This window comes from Halotolerantifilum yawarlongkerapense (assembly GCF_054506745.1).
Genome location: NZ_CP199719.1, coordinates 2760454 through 2775141, shown reverse-complemented (window position 1 = coordinate 2775141; position 14688 = coordinate 2760454). Strand labels below are relative to the sequence as shown.

At 47.9% G+C, this 14688-nt stretch carries 11 protein-coding genes; 1 reads left to right on the top strand and 10 read right to left on the bottom strand.

Translation table 11 applies throughout. The annotated features are described in order from the left end of the window. Nucleotides 1-6: 6 nt before the first annotated feature. The 7 genes from ACULM0_RS13515 to ACULM0_RS13485 all read right to left on the bottom strand — a co-directional run bounded on the left by ACULM0_RS13515 (nucleotide 7) and on the right by ACULM0_RS13485 (nucleotide 11431). Complete coding sequence (locus ACULM0_RS13515; RefSeq protein WP_463678066.1) at nucleotides 7-3090, bottom strand: EAL domain-containing protein; 3084 nt, start codon at nucleotides 3088-3090, stop codon at nucleotides 7-9. Then, complete coding sequence (locus ACULM0_RS13510; protein ID WP_463678065.1) at nucleotides 3065-6100, bottom strand: EAL domain-containing protein; 3036 nt, start codon at nucleotides 6098-6100, stop codon at nucleotides 3065-3067. The genes ACULM0_RS13515 and ACULM0_RS13510 overlap by 26 nt, the downstream gene beginning before the upstream one ends. A gap of 337 nt (nucleotides 6101-6437) precedes the next feature. Continuing rightward, nucleotides 6438-7628, bottom strand: coding sequence for a S1C family serine protease (locus ACULM0_RS13505; RefSeq protein WP_463678064.1), 1191 nt, complete (start codon nucleotides 7626-7628; stop codon nucleotides 6438-6440). Nucleotides 7629-7638: 10 nt separating this feature from the next. Further along, nucleotides 7639-8091 carry an Hsp20/alpha crystallin family protein gene (locus ACULM0_RS13500; RefSeq protein ID WP_463678063.1) on the bottom strand — a complete coding sequence of 151 codons (453 nt, stop codon included), beginning with the start codon at nucleotides 8089-8091 and terminating at the stop codon, nucleotides 7639-7641. 81 nt (nucleotides 8092-8172) lie between these two features. Continuing rightward, a complete protein-coding gene (locus tag ACULM0_RS13495; RefSeq protein WP_463678062.1) occupies nucleotides 8173-9612 on the bottom strand; it encodes a sensor histidine kinase in 1440 nt (479 codons plus the stop codon). A 12-nt stretch (nucleotides 9613-9624) separates the two neighbouring features. Then, a complete protein-coding gene (locus ACULM0_RS13490; RefSeq protein WP_463678061.1) occupies nucleotides 9625-10302 on the bottom strand; it encodes a response regulator transcription factor in 678 nt (225 codons plus the stop codon). Further along, complete coding sequence (locus tag ACULM0_RS13485; RefSeq protein WP_463678060.1) at nucleotides 10292-11431, bottom strand: RNA-binding domain-containing protein; 1140 nt, start codon at nucleotides 11429-11431, stop codon at nucleotides 10292-10294. The genes ACULM0_RS13490 and ACULM0_RS13485 overlap by 11 nt, the downstream gene beginning before the upstream one ends. A 136-nt stretch (nucleotides 11432-11567) precedes the next feature. Here ACULM0_RS13485 and ACULM0_RS13480 point away from each other — a divergent pair, with 136 nt between their 5' ends. Continuing rightward, the gene (locus ACULM0_RS13480; RefSeq protein WP_463678059.1) at nucleotides 11568-12452 is read left to right on the top strand and encodes a selenium metabolism-associated LysR family transcriptional regulator; all 885 of its coding nucleotides are present in this window, start codon (nucleotides 11568-11570) and stop codon (nucleotides 12450-12452) included. A gap of 32 nt (nucleotides 12453-12484) precedes the next feature. On the opposite strand, the gene ACULM0_RS13475 is transcribed toward ACULM0_RS13480, so the two are convergent. The 3 genes from ACULM0_RS13475 to ACULM0_RS13465 form a co-directional block, all read right to left on the bottom strand. Further along, nucleotides 12485-13906: an aminopeptidase gene (locus ACULM0_RS13475; RefSeq protein WP_463678058.1), complete on the bottom strand. Its 1422-nt coding sequence runs from the start codon at nucleotides 13904-13906 to the stop codon at nucleotides 12485-12487. A 127-nt stretch (nucleotides 13907-14033) separates the two neighbouring features. Continuing rightward, nucleotides 14034-14480, bottom strand: coding sequence for a chemotaxis protein CheW (locus tag ACULM0_RS13470; protein ID WP_463678057.1), 447 nt, complete (start codon nucleotides 14478-14480; stop codon nucleotides 14034-14036). 11 nt (nucleotides 14481-14491) lie between these two features. Then, nucleotides 14492-14680: a DUF896 domain-containing protein gene (locus tag ACULM0_RS13465; RefSeq protein WP_463678056.1), complete on the bottom strand. Its 189-nt coding sequence runs from the start codon at nucleotides 14678-14680 to the stop codon at nucleotides 14492-14494. Nucleotides 14681-14688 lie beyond the last annotated feature (8 nt).

Below are 14688 nucleotides of genomic sequence, written 5' to 3'. Positions count from 1 at the left end.
GTTCAATCACACCGTGATGATTCGCTCGATTTCATCTGCTGGCATGGGACGATAAAAATAGTATCCCTGGACCTCATCGCAAACCCGATCCTTTAAGAAGGTGAATTGGCCTTCTTCTTCTACACCCTCAGCGATGACCTTCAAACCTAAGCTCTTCGCAAGATTTATAATCACCAAGGCAATGGCTTCATCCTTTGTTCCTTTGTCAATTCCTTGGACAAATTCCATTGCCATTTTGAGTCGATCGATGGGTAGCTCCTTCAAACGGCTCAGCGATGAGTATTCCGTGCCAAAATCATCGATCGATATGGATACGCCCAGTGCTTTTAACTGGTGGAGTAATCCAATAATATACGAAGGTTCTTTTATGGCTATACCTTCTGTAATTTCTAGTTCTAAGTACCGGGGTTCCAATCCACTTTCTGCTAAAACCTCTGAAACGATTCCTACCAGACGACTGTCTCGAAACTGTTCAACCGAGAGGTTGACGGCCATGACCACCTGCGAATACCCTTTGGCCTGCCAAGCCTTGTTCTGCAAGCAAGCCGTTTTAAGTACCCATGCTCCAATTTTATGGATCAGTCCTGTTTCTTCAGCCAAGGGGATGAACTGGCCGGGGAGAACCAGACCACGTGTCGGGTGGTTCCAGCGAATCAAGGCCTCTAGTCCAATGATGTTGCCCGATTCAATGCTCATCTGCGGCTGATAGTAAAGCGTCAGTTCATCTCTTTCCAATGCTCTGTACAAATCATTCGTGAGCTGCATTTTTTCCTTAACCGCTTCTTTCATAATCGGTGTACAGAAGCTAAACCTGTTTTTCCCGGCTTTTTTCGACTCGTACATAGCCAAATCGGCACTTTTGATAAGGCTTACTGTATCCTGACCATCTAAGGGCTGCACCGCTACACCACAGCTCGCAGTCATATGCAGATTCTGATCCTTTATGGTGATCGCTTCTTGGAAGACCCCCATCACTTTTTCGGTTGCGATCTCAATCTGACTGACATCATCCATCTGCGGGAGCATCACTAAGAATTCATCGCCCCCAAATCTGCAAACCACATCCGATTTTCTCACGACTTTCGATAACCTTTCTCCAATCGTTACCAGGAGTTTATCACCCATTTCATGACCCATGGTATCATTAATCGATTTAAACTCATCAAGGTCGAGAAAAAGGATGCCAAGAAGCTTCTCTTTGCGCTTGCTCAACTCGATCATCTTTTCTAGCTGCATGTTGAAATAAGTACGATTAGAAAGTCCCGTTAAGGCATCGAAATAAGCCATGTAATTAATCTCTTTCTCTGCTTCTACCTTGACGATCGCATCAGATACGATATTTGCCATCACCTGAAGGGCCTCTTGATGTTCAACAGACCAACTTTTCTTATTTTGAACAGCATCAAAGCCTAGAAAACCAATCAGTCTTCTATGATTGAAAATCGGTACGGAAATCAAAGACTTCACTTCCTGCAACAGCAACAAGTCACGTTCAGCTGAAGCGTCCTCAGGAAGCTTCGTAATATCTTCTATATGAATTTTCCCGTTTTGCTCAAGCTCTGTCATCCACCAAGGAAAAGATGCTGTGGGTAGCGAACCGATCATATCAATCGCTGGCGTAATGCCTTCCTGACACCATTCATTCGTATAGTCCAAAGTAGACAGATCCTGAGAATATCTGAAAACATATGCTCTATCTACCCCGTAGTACTCCCCGCTCTTCTTGAGCATTTCATCGATCTTGCTTTCAAAATTATGTAGATTAACACTCACAAATTCAGAGGAGATTTCTGAAATGATTCTCTGGAGGGAAGTGTTCTTTTCTTGTTCATATAGCCTATGTGTATAGATCCGGCTGATCGAATAGACAAGGGCTGAGATAAGTGCATAGATGATAATGTGTGTTAAGTAATCCAGATTGTTAACGGTTACGATAATCTCAGGAACACTCAGCCAAGCCCAAAAATGAACGATCAATGTAACCAGTAGAATCAAGAAGAAAAACTTGTTCTGCCTAAAGACTGCCGTTAGCAGCAGGAATATTACCGGAATCGGCCAAACAATATTGTTACCATAGTCGTAAGAAAATCTCCAAAAGACTAAGATAATCACACAGGACAGAGCTAGAAAAAGCATCAGATCTTTAATCGAATGTGAAATAGAAAGGAACGAAATCATTCTGATCATAAGTCCAAAAGCAAAAAGCGCTATGCTCATTTGTAATACCGTTTGAATTTCAATGCCATAGTAAAAATAATGTCCAATATTTGCAACGCTACCACATATAATTGCGATCGAGATGTACTCAAAGAACTTACGCCTTGATTCGAAGTTAAGTATTTCCATTTTATCGCTATGCTTCATGTCAGGCTCTGTCATGAAACCGTGTTTTTTTATGGAATAGTAAAAGCTTGATATTGGAATTATCGCAAAAACAATTCCCATTTGAGGCGTGTACAACTCCAAGCTTTGGTTTAGGAAAATGTCGGTTACGGAACCGGCAACGATCGCTAAGAATAAGGTTGTGCTGATAATGATCGCTGTCTTCTTTTTGTTCACATCCTTAGACAACCCTTTCCAACTCCATATTGCAACCAATCCTAGAAGTGAGAATAGAATATAGTATGTGTTGTAAAAAGAATCCCAAAACCCACCTTCAGAAACATTGATCCAACCACTGTCCAATTGAACGAGATGATACATGGAATTTGCAATAGGTGAATAGAGTCCGAAAATTGTTATCGTGACGATGGCAGGTAGATAGAGGAAAAGATAAGTCCTTCTATACGTTAAAAGCTCATACCGGTTTGATAACAAGAGGAAAAAATGTAACTGGAAACTAAAGTGAACGCCCCAGCCAAAGGAAGCCAGCTTTCTCCAAAAAAGTGCTTGTTCGTAGTGAGTGGCTACATTAGCAAAGATGAAAGCAAAAGCCCACATGCCGAGAGAAAGGCACCCCAAAAAGAAAATCCGGTTCAGTCTTTCTTTTGGATTCAGCGAAAGTACGTAGACACCAATATTTCCATAAGAAACAAACATCATAAAGAAAAGAATTGAAAATAGCTCAGCTTGTGTACCTATTGAAATCACCTACTTTCATTATTTCTTCGATGTCCTCCGCTGGCATGGGACGGTAAAAATAGAATCCCTGGACCTCATCACACACCCGATCCTTTAAGAAGGCGAACTGCCCTTCCTCTTCTACACCCTCGGCGATGACCTTCAAACCTAAGCTCTTCGCTAGATTGATAATCACCAAGGCAATGGCTTCATCCTTTGTTCCCTTGTCAATCCCTTGGACAAATTCCTTTGCCATTTTGAGTCGATCGATGGGTAGCTCCTTCAAACGACTCAGCGATGAGTATTCCGTTCCAAAATCATCGATAGAAATGTATACGCCAAGTGCTTTGATCTGGTGAAGTAATCCAATGATCTGCGAAGATTCTCTAATGGCTATACCTTCTGTGATTTCGAGCTCTAAATAACGGGGCTCCAGTTCACTTTCTACCAAGGCCTCTGAAATGATTCCTACCAGACGACTATCTCGAAACTGTTCAACCGAGAGGTTGACGGCCATGATCACCGGCGTATAGCCTTTGGCCTGCCAAGCCTTATTCTGCATGCAAGCCGTTTTTAGTACCCATGCCCCTATTTTATGGATCAATCCTGTTTCTTCTGCCAAAGGGATAAATTGACCAGGGGAAACGAGACCACGGGACGGGTGGTTCCAGCGAATCAAGGCCTCTAGTCCAATGATGTTACCCGATTCAATGTTTACCTGCGGCTGATAGTAAAGCATCAGTTCTTCTCTTTCTAATGCCCTGTACAGGTCATTTGTGAGCTGGATTTTTTCCTCGACCGCTTCCTTCATGATCGGCGTACAGAAACTATACCTATTTTTCCCTGAATTTTTCGACTCGTACATAGCCAAATCAGCACTTTTGATAAGGCTTACTGCATCCTGACCATCTAAAGGGTGCACCGCTACACCACAGCTCACTGTCATATGTAGATTCTGATCATTGATGATGATCGCCTCTTGAAAGACACCCATCACTTTTTCGGTTGCAGTCTCAATTTGATGGATATCGTCCATCTGCGGAAGCATCACTAAGAATTCATCGCCCCCAAATCTGCAAACCACATCCGCTTTTCTCACGACTTCCAATAACCTCTTCCCAATCGTTACCAGGAGTTTATCACCCGTTTCATGCCCCATGGTATCATTGATCGACTTAAACTCGTCAAGGTCGAGAAAAAGAATGCCAAGAAGCTTTTCTTTTCGCTTGCTCAACTCGATCATCTTTTCTAGCTGCAGGTTGAAATAGGTGCGATTAGAAAGTCCGGTTAAGGCATCGAAATAAGCCATGTAATTAATCTCTTTCTCTGCCTCCACCTTGACGATCGCATCAGATACGATGTTCGCCATAATCTGTAGGGCTTCTTTATGCTCAACAGACCAGGTTCTTTCACCCTTAACGGCGTCTAATCTTAGGTATCCAATCACCTCATCTTGATTGAATAACGGCACAAGTATAGAGGATTTGTTTTCTTGGATTCTATGCTGCTGGCGCGTTGATCTGATTTCTCGTGGCAATGAATCTACTTGATCAACAACTGGTCCCATGCCTTCGACACACCAATCATTAGCATGATCGGCTACAGTCATTTCCTTTGAGCAGTTATACAGATAAGCCCGTTCACTATTGAAAAAACTACCCAGACGTCTCAGCATGTCGTTAAGCTTCATTCCAAAATTGTCAATATTGACACTCACAAATTCTGATGAGATTTCTGAAATTTCTTTTTGAAGAGCAGTCTGTTCTTCAGACTCGTGTAATCTTTGTCGGTAAAGATGGCTGATGAAATAAATGATGAAGGAGAGCACCACATAAACGACCAAGCGCTGTTGATAATCTCCTATACCAATTGTCGCTGTAAAGGATTGTTTTTTGACAATATAGAATACTTCAGAAATAACACCAGAAGCAAGAACCGAAATGAGCACAGTTTTCTCATGCGTAACCGTTGACAGCACAATCAAAATGATAGGGACCGACCAGATCACACTATTATAGCCGTACTGACTAGAATGCAAGTGTAACACTGGAACAACAAACGCCAAGAGAACCCCAAGTCGCAATTCCTGTGCACGCTCGCTTAATTGCAGATCGGGTAGCATCCATATATACACACCCACTGAAAAAACAAAGCCGGTAAAAAGTATGACACCGTTGATTGCCTTGGCAAAAACGAAATAATCTAGGATGAAGTATCCTAAACTGCTCACGACAAAAACACTCGCGAGCATTTTGTAAAAATGGAGCCGCTTTCTTTGCGTAAGCAGTCTTCCACTCTGATCATCGATCTCATGATATCTTTCTTCCATGTTGCCATGCTTCTTTATCGAGTATAAAACGCCGAAAATAGGGATCAAAGCAAACACAACACCCAATTGAGGTCTCATCTCTTGCATGGATTGTCTCAATAGTACATCTGTAATACTACCGATTGTTACACCGATAAAGAATGAAATGCTGACCACAATTGCTGTACTTCTTACTTTTTTCTCATGGCGAACTCTCTTCCATGTCCAAATGAGCCATAAACTTATGGATGAGTTCAGAAGGTAGTATCCGTAGAAATACCAATCAAAAAAGCTGTTCTCAGAAATATTGACCCACCCAGCATTTGTTTTAAGCAGTTCAAACTGTGAATGAACCGTCGCTGAGTTGATACCAAAGACAAATAAATTTACCAAGGATGGTAAATAAATAAGCACATAGGAAAATTTTAAGCTTAGAAATGTTTCTCTCTCCGTGAGTATCAAGAAATAGTGCAATAGGATACTATACATTAACCCCCACCCTAAGACACTCATTCTATTCCATAGAATGGCTTCTTCATAAGAAACGGCTGAGTTCACTAAGCTATAGCAAAATGCCCAAAATGCTAATGAAATGCTCACGTAATAGAAAGCCTTGTTCAAAGTGCTCTTAATATTCAGAAGCAGAGTGTAAGTTCCGGCAATGATGTAAATCCCAGCAACTGATAAAAAAACGAGTGAATAGCCTTCGTATAGTGGAATACTTCTAAACATCAAGGCTCTCCTTTCTAAAGAATTGACGTCTTTGACTAGAAATCGCTCAATGTATGAAGCGACCTGTCCTCATGAAAAAACTGGGCGTCTTACCGATGTTCATTGCGAGATATTTGCGAAGCCCCAATTTTGCCAGTTATATGAATATTTAAGATTTTACCTTTGGCCTCATTGTATCATTTTCCCATCTTTAAACAAGTATTGAAATACCAACAGTTCATACATTTTTTTGTGGGTGCTTCATGAGAATTGTGATCTCGTGATCCAAGGGATCCACTTCAAAAAGTGCCGGCGAACGCATATGCGTTCGCCGGCACTTTGTTGCTTCTATCCTCAATTAATTGTTGTTCACATCACCCAGGGTTACCTCAAAAGTCCGCTTCTCCGTCTGGTTGCGGATCACTTTCACAGCTACCTTATCACCGACATCATTGTCTTCCAATGCTCGGGATAGATCCTCGAGTGTCTCGATGCGGTCCTCATCGATGCCGATGATCACATCTCCGGAGCGGATACCGGCGCGGGCCGCACCCTCTCCCTCGATCGTACGGCTGACGTATACGCCAATGGGCAGTTCATAGAGTTCGCCCAGTTCTTCGTCGATATTACGACCGTAAATACCAAGGTAAGGACGTGAGACGTAGCCCTTTTCGATCAGCTCATCGATGATCGGTTCGGCACTGTTGATCGGAATGGCAAAGCCGATTCCCTCCACACGTGTATCCGCGATCTTAATCGTGTTGATCCCGATCACCTCACCGCGGTTGTTCACGAGAGCTCCCCCGCTGTTCCCGGGGTTGATCGCAGCGTCCGTCTGTACCAAGGCAAGATCATTGGCACCATCCAAGATGCGGTTGAGCGCACTGATCACGCCAACGGTCACGGTGTTGTTATAGCCAAGTGGGCTACCGATGGCAATCGCCGGTTCACCGACCCTCAGCGCATCGGAATCGCCGAAGCGAGCGGGTGACAACCGGGTGAGCTCTGCTTCCGTCAGTTCGGATTTAGCCACGGTGATGACCCCAAGGTCCGTGCCGGCATCGCTACCGATGACCATGGCCTCGGCCATATGATCAGAACCGTGGAATTCAACGCTCAGCTCGTCCGCCTCGTCGATCACATGATTGTTCGTCAGGATGTAAATCTGATCCGCGTCGATTTTGAAGATTACGCCGGATCCACCCCCCGGGGAATAGATCACGTTATTGGCCCAGTCCCGGTAGGCCACCTGTTTGGTGATCGCCACGATCGAGGGGCCGACTTCTTCCACAATATCCACCGTTGATCTGCCCTCTTCAGGTTGCTGATAGGCTGTGGATACCGATGTATAGTTCGGGTTCGCCTTTGTCGTCTGTACGGGGATCTTCCCCCCGAAGTACTGATCTAAGAAGTAATAGGTGGTACCGATGGTGGTACCACCCACGAGTGCTAGGATCAGTGTTACGACGACGAGGAGGCGACCCGTTCGGTTTTTCTTCTTCGGTGGTCTTTCGGATCCTTCCGGTCCTCTGTACTCCTCGTTATTCATCGCTTGCCTCCTATTTGATTTCGATTGGTTTAGCCGTTTTGATCTCGGGCGTTTCTTTCTTCAGTTCGATCTTGAGCAGGCCGTTGTCAAAAGAAGCGTCTATGGCCTCGTCTTCGATGTCTTCCACAAAGAAACTGCGTCGAAAGGCACCATATTTGCGCTCGCGCCGGATATAGTTCTTCTCCTTGGTTTCAACTTCCTCTTCATTCTGGGCTTCGATGGTCAGATAGTTGTTCTCGTACGTAATCTGAATGTCTTCTCTCTTGAAGCCAGGAAGATCAGCTGTGACGCGATAAGCGCCGTCCTCCTCTACGACATCCACACTGAAGGAATTAAACTGCTCCCTCATGTTACCCAGTTGTGGGAATGCACCTGAGAAAAAGTTGTCGAAAATCTGCTCAAATACATCTTCCCTCGGTGCGAGCTTATTCTCTCGCTTGTTGGTGGGCATCAGGTTGAACATCGTCTCTTCACCTCCTGATTATAAGATACACTAGTATTTTTAAGAGAATATGAACGGATTTTAAAGAAAATTCAAACCTCTCTATCGGTTCTGCCGCGATGGTTTCGGAAAAAACTGAGCTGTCAGTGAGAAGACGAACATCACACCGATCTCCTCATCGGAGTAGACCTCGATCTTTTCACCGTGCGCCCGAATGATTTCCTTGACTATGGACAGCCCGAGTCCCGAGCTCTGCCGCTCTCTTCCCCTGGAGGTATCGAGCTTAGCGAATCGTTCCCAAATGGATTTTTTCTCTTCTTCCGTGAGCACGCTACCGCTGTTGCGTACGCCCACGAGGAATTTATTCTCTTTGAGCTCCGACCGAACGGTCAGTTTCCCATCTTCAGGTGAGAATTTGATGGCGTTATCGATCAGGTTGTAGATCACTCGCTCGATGGCCGAGGCGTCCCCGTGGGCCAATACATTGGTCTCGCACAGTTCCACGGAGAGTTTGAGCCGCTTGTCGACAATCGGCTTTTCAAACCGATCGAGCTCTTTGAGCAGCATCTGGTTGATGTCGAAATCCGTCTTCTCAAGTACCATCTCGCCGTTCTCAAACTTCGTTAAGTCGAGCAGGTCGTTCACCATCTTTCGGAGCCTGATGGCCTCATCGTGCACTGTGTTGATGTACCGCAAATAGTTCGCCTCATCAATGGTCCCATCGAGCATCGCACCGGTATAGCCGGTGATGGTGGTCAGTGGGGAGCGCAAATCGTGGGACAGGTTGGAGATAAATCGACGTTTTGTGCTCTCGAGGTAGTTCAGCTCTTCAGCCATGTGATTGAAGGATTCGGCCAATTCCCCCAGCTCATCTTTACGCGAGGTACGAATCTTCTTATCAAAATGACCCGTCGCTATGGTCCTCGCCGCTTCGGTCAGATCCTTGAGAGACCGGGACATCCTGCCCGTGATCACCGCCACGAGCGTGATCGTGATCAGCACGGAGAGCCCAAGGCTCACGAGAATGATCCTGGAGAACTCCGCAGAAGCGGCCTTGATCTCCGGGATCGAGGTGTTGAGGAAAAGGCCAAAGGGTATTTGACCGTCCACGCGAACGGGGTAGCCCACGGTCAGGATCTTATTACTTCCCGCAGCCGTAAAATAGGTCTCACGCTCGATGACCTCACCTTCAAAGACTCGCTGGAGATCCGTTGCCGTGAGACCGGACTCCTCAATGCTGATCTCCTCGTTATTGGCGTTGACGAAGACCCGCCCATCCCTGCCGATGATCCACACGTTGGATCCAATGTACTTCTCGAGGACGACGATTTCGTTCAAGAGGCGATCTCCCCGGACAAGACCCGATGTGATCGCCTCGTTGTAGAGTTCCTCGAAGCTCTCGGCGCGATCGACGAGCATCTCCGTTTTTTGATTGATAAAGGTACGCTCCACCATGACATTGACACCGGTCATGATCAATCCGTAGCCGATGACCAAGGCGATGAGTAGGGTCATCGCGAACTTCGTAAAGATGGTCTTCATCCGATCGTACTCCTATTCTGTCCTAAATTTATAGCCAACACCCCACACGGTCTTAATTTCCCAAGGATCATCCTCACGTCCCAGCTTCTCGCGCAGACGCTTGATGTGCACATCGACCGTCCGGCTCTCTCCGATAAAATCATAACCCCAAATCTGGTCGAGGAGCTGTTCCCGCGTGAAAACGCGGTTCGGATGACGCGCGAGATGATAGAGAAGCTCTAGTTCTTTCGGAGGTAGCTCCAGCTTCTGATCCCGATAGGTCACGACGTAATCCCGTCGATCCACCACGAGATTTTCCAAGCGTACCACCTCATCGTCCTGTTGATCCGGTTTGGACCTTCGGATCACCGCTTTGATCCGGGCCATGAGTTCCTTCGGATCAAAGGGTTTCACCAGGTAGTCATCGGCGCCAAGCTCGAGTCCCAGCACCTTGTCAAAGGTATCGCCCTTGGCGGTGATCATGATCACCGGAATTTCGCTGATCTTGCGGATTTCCCTGAGGACCTCGTACCCATCGACCTCTGGCATCATGATGTCGAGCAGGACCAGATCGAAAGAGGTATCGAAGGCATGCAAGGCCTCCGTGCCGCTCTCGAACCCCTTGGTGCGATATCCTTCTTTTTCTACGTAAAGCTTGATGAGTTCCACAATATTCGGATCGTCATCGACGATCATCACTTTACCCTTCATGATTTCTTCTCCTTTCGATGAGCACTTCGAAGGTCTGCGAGGCCTTCTGGTCGACGAATGTTGCCGCATAAGGGGCGGATAGACTTTTGATCCGCCTCAGGTGATCTCCTTCTTCGGATAGAATACCGCCTCCGATCAACAAGACGGTCCTGTACAACCAGGGATTACGATGGATCATGAACCGCCGACCCATCACCTGGGAAAGTCGTGTATGGCCTGGGAGCGCCCCCGGATTCTTGATGAGCACACGATCCTCGAAGAGCTCTACCACAACGGACCGGTGGTTGTCCAGGTAATCTCGATGTAAAAGCGCATTGGAGAGCGCCTCGGCGATCGCCCACCTGACGGGCTCAAACCCCTTGAGATGGCGGTCGAGGTAGTCGAGCGCCTCCTTGTACTGCCCATGAATGGGACCCGTGATATGGACGGATCTCGAAAAACCCCTGCGATCGAGAATGCGAATTTTGTATGAAGGAATATACAGGTCGGGCCGACGGGTCAGGCTGACGATCGCGCCAACGGTAGGGTGCATGCCCCCCTCCTCTGGATCTTGCGCCAACATTCCCAGGTAGGCCAATCGTCTTTCGCCTAGATGACCGAGTCCCAGAGCCTGGGCATAGGTAGTGAGAAGCTCTTCATCGAGGACCTCGGTACCGAGCCACCTCACCGGATACAGATCATCTGATAGCAGCATCGATGTCTTTAGCATCGATCCGATCTCGTCCCGTCGGGCGAAATCCGTGGTCGATCCCCTCCGTATGTAAAAGGCACCGGACTGTCGGTACTGGTGCGGTCGAAAGAGACTTTTGAAGATTGTGATCACCAGCACAGTGTGTCCACCGTAGGGGACTCGATCCAGACGGATCGTCACTGGGGGATCAGAACGGTAGCCCACGATCTGTTGGATCCTTTCTTCAGCGTAGAGATCGGGCTCGATCCCGATCACACGCCGATCATCCGTCACGCCCACGAGCAAGTAGCCGCGACCACCGTCGGTGTTCGCGATGGCGATTACATCTTTTGCCAGCTCCCGCTTCCCGTTCTCCGTCTCCAGATCCAAGGATGCTTTGAAATCCAGTTTTGTATGCTCCCGTTTCGACAACAGCCTTTTCAATAGATCCTGATCCACGGCCATCCCCCCTTCTGTTATGATTAGTATACCCAAGAAACATTAACAAACTATGTCGGCCTTGCTTTTTTCGCCTTGCTTGCACCCCCACCTTCCATTTGTTAGAATGAAGACATCAAGAATACGGAGGCGTCAAATGGACTTTAAACAGCTCGAAAGCTTCATCCAAATCGCAAAGTACGGTAGCTTCTCCAAAGCTGCCGATGCACTATACCTTACACAGCCCACGATCAGCAACCACATCCATCAATTGGAGAACGAACTGCAGATCACCCTTCTGATCCGCGGTAGCAAATCCGTCACGCTTACCGAGGCCGGTGAAATCCTCTTCTATCACGCGACCAACATGCTGAACGAACGTGAAAACGCACTCTTTGATCTCAATCGATTCAAAGGAAGCGTAGCCGGCACGCTGGTGATCAGCTACTCGGCGATTCCGGAACAATTCTTTCTCACCGATATCCTCTATGCTTTCAACAAGCAGTACCAGGACATCCACTACCAGTTCGACCAGTACGATTCCAAGAAGATCATCCAGCTCGTGGTGAGCGGACATTTGGATTTTGGTTTCGTCAGTTTCAGAGAACACCACCAGTTCCTCACCTACCACCAGATCGAGGAAGACGAGATTGTGCTCATCGCATCGCCTAAGCGCCACACTAAACTCAGTGGGATCAACGACCTTGTGAAACTACCGCTCATCATGCAAAAGGAGCACTCGGGGACACGGGCCTTGATCGAGGATCGTTTGGCCGACCACGGCCTCGATCTCAATGCCATGCATGTGATCTCGACGGCAGATAACCAGGATACGATCAAAAATCTGGTGGAGCATGATTTTGGCTTGGCCTTTATGTCGAAAAACGCCATCTGCAGTGAGCTTGAAGATCAGCGGCTGCAGATCATTTCGCTTCCGGATTTCAAGATCAAGCGGAATTTTTACTTTGTCTACCACAACCGCCGGATCCTGTGTCCCCTCTCCGAAACCTTCAAAGAGTTCATGCAAGCAAAAGACCGATGAACACCTGACAACAGGTGCGCATCGGTCTTTTCTTATCGGTAGCTGCGGAAAAAAGCCGCGTAGGCTTTGTACGTCATATAGAGATCTGCTTTGGAGACCAATTCATAAGGAGCGTGCATACTCAACATCGGTACACCGCAGTCGATGACCTCGGCCCCTTCGTTGGCCAGGATATAGGCAATCGTTCCGCCGCCACCCTGATCCACTTTGCCCAGCTCGCCTACCTGCCAGATGACTTCGTTTTCATTGAAGAGCTTACGCACCTTCCCGAGGAACTCCGCATTGGCATCGCTGGATCCACCCTTGCCGCGGACGCCGGTGTACTTCGTCAACTGCACACCGTAGCCCATGCGACCGGAGTTCTTTTTGTCCGATACCTCAGGATAGTTCGGATCGAAGGCCGCGCAGACGTCAGCAGACAATACGCTCGAGCGATGTAGGGCCCGTCGGTAGTTCAGGGAAACATCTCCCTCTTCCGTCAGGGCTAGCAGTTCGGAAACGATGTACTGGAAGAATTTCGACTCAGAACCCGTGTTGCCCATGGAGCCCACTTCTTCTTTGTCCATGAACATTCCGACTGATGTGCGATCGGGATTCTCCACCTCAAAGATTCCGGCCATGGCGCCGTAGGAACATACGCGGTCATCGTGTCCGTAGGCTGAGATCATGCTGCGATCGAGACCCACGTCACGTGCCTTTCCGGCGGGAACGACCTCAAACTCGGCAGATATGAAGTCCTCCTCCTGCATATGGTACTTCTCCTTTAGCAGATCGAGGATGCGGTATTTCACGCGATCTTTCAGCTCGTCCTCGCCCATGGGTCGGTTACCGATAATGATGTTCAACCCTTCACCGGTGATGGCCTCGCCCAGTTTCTTCTGGTTCTGATCCTTGGCTAGGTGCGGGAGCAGGTCAGTGATGAAAAAGACGGGGTCTCCCTCCTCTTCTCCGATGACCACCTCGAGCTTATTGCCCTCGCCATCGATCACGGTTCCGTGCAGGCTCAAAGGCAAAGAGGTCCACTGATGTTTACGGATTCCACCGTAGTAGTGGGTCTTCAGATAGGCGATATCCGAGTCTTCGTAGAGGGGGAAGGGCTTGAGGTCAAGGCGCGGCGCATCAATGTGGCCGCCCACGATGTTCATCCCCGTTGAAATCGGCTCTTTCCCCAGGACAAAGAGGACGATCGACTTTCCCCGGTTGTTGGCGTAAAGCTTGAGACCCGCCTCGGGCTTCACTTCACCGGCAATCACTTTTTCCACATCGATATAACCTCGGGCTTCTGCTCTACGCTGGATGTCGACCGCACAGGCTCGCTCCGTCTTCCCGTGGTCTAGAAACAATTTGTAATCCTCAGCGAGGGCCATGGTGCTCTCCACCATGTCTTCTGACATAGCATCCCAAGCATTCTTAAATGTATGGCCCAAGGCCTTCTGTCTTTCTTTATCTGTCACGTGATGACCTCCTCATCTTCATATAAATATTTTTTTATGATGCCTTAAGCATACCTCTTTTCGACAGAATATTCAAGCCGTTCATTCTTCGTGGCACGAAAAAAAGGAGGCGAACCTCCTTTTTTCCTTATGTGGCCATCGACAAAATATCTTCTATCTCATCACCCGAAAGGACGATGCCGAGATCAATGATCAGGATCACTTCCTGCTCGCGGCGGATGACGCCAGTAAGATACCGGTTGGTGCGACTCAAGATGACCTTTGGTGTGGGCAGGATATCCTCCTCATCCACACGCAGGGTCTCGGAAGCATCGTCCACGAGAAAACCCAGATCCCCTTTGTCCGTCTGGACGATGATGACGCGGCCATCACCCGTCGATTCGAGCGTGAGGTTGAACCGTTTCTTCAGGTCGATAATCGGGATGATCTCGCCCCGCAAGTTCATGAGGCCCTCGATGAAGGCCGGGGCATCGGGCAGAGGTGTGATGCTCTTCAGCTCGTTGATGCCTCCGATCGCCTCGATATCAAATGCGTATTTCTCCTGGCCCAGCTTGAATATGACGAACTGTCGCATGGTTGGCCTCCCTATTCTTCGTCTTCGTCTACATAACGGATCTCTACGTTTTCAAGCTGATTACGGAAGGACTCTCGAAACACCTTGAGGTACGCCTGCCGGAGCTCTTGCTGCTCCGCCGTCTCCTCTTCGGTCAATCCCACGGTCTTCTTCTTCTTAGCCAGTTCGTTGATCCGATCCATTCGCTTTTGGTCTAACATGTTATCAT

What these genes read in the sequence shown, in the direction of transcription:
- ACULM0_RS13490 (WP_463678061.1), bottom strand. Translation starts at nt 10,302, where the DNA reads ATGAAGGGTAAAGTGATGATCGTCGATGACGATCCGAATATTGTGGAA.
- ACULM0_RS13465 (WP_463678056.1), bottom strand. Translation starts at nt 14,680, where the DNA reads ATGTTAGACCAAAAGCGAATGGATCGGATCAACGAACTGGCTAAGAAG.
- ACULM0_RS13500 (WP_463678063.1), bottom strand. Translation starts at nt 8,091, where the DNA reads ATGTTCAACCTGATGCCCACCAACAAGCGAGAGAATAAGCTCGCACCG.
- ACULM0_RS13480 (WP_463678059.1), top strand. Translation starts at nt 11,568, where the DNA reads ATGGACTTTAAACAGCTCGAAAGCTTCATCCAAATCGCAAAGTACGGT.
- ACULM0_RS13510 (WP_463678065.1), bottom strand. Translation starts at nt 6,100, where the DNA reads ATGTTTAGAAGTATTCCACTATACGAAGGCTATTCACTCGTTTTTTTA.
- ACULM0_RS13505 (WP_463678064.1), bottom strand. Translation starts at nt 7,628, where the DNA reads ATGAATAACGAGGAGTACAGAGGACCGGAAGGATCCGAAAGACCACCG.
- ACULM0_RS13470 (WP_463678057.1), bottom strand. Translation starts at nt 14,480, where the DNA reads ATGCGACAGTTCGTCATATTCAAGCTGGGCCAGGAGAAATACGCATTT.
- ACULM0_RS13495 (WP_463678062.1), bottom strand. Translation starts at nt 9,612, where the DNA reads ATGAAGACCATCTTTACGAAGTTCGCGATGACCCTACTCATCGCCTTG.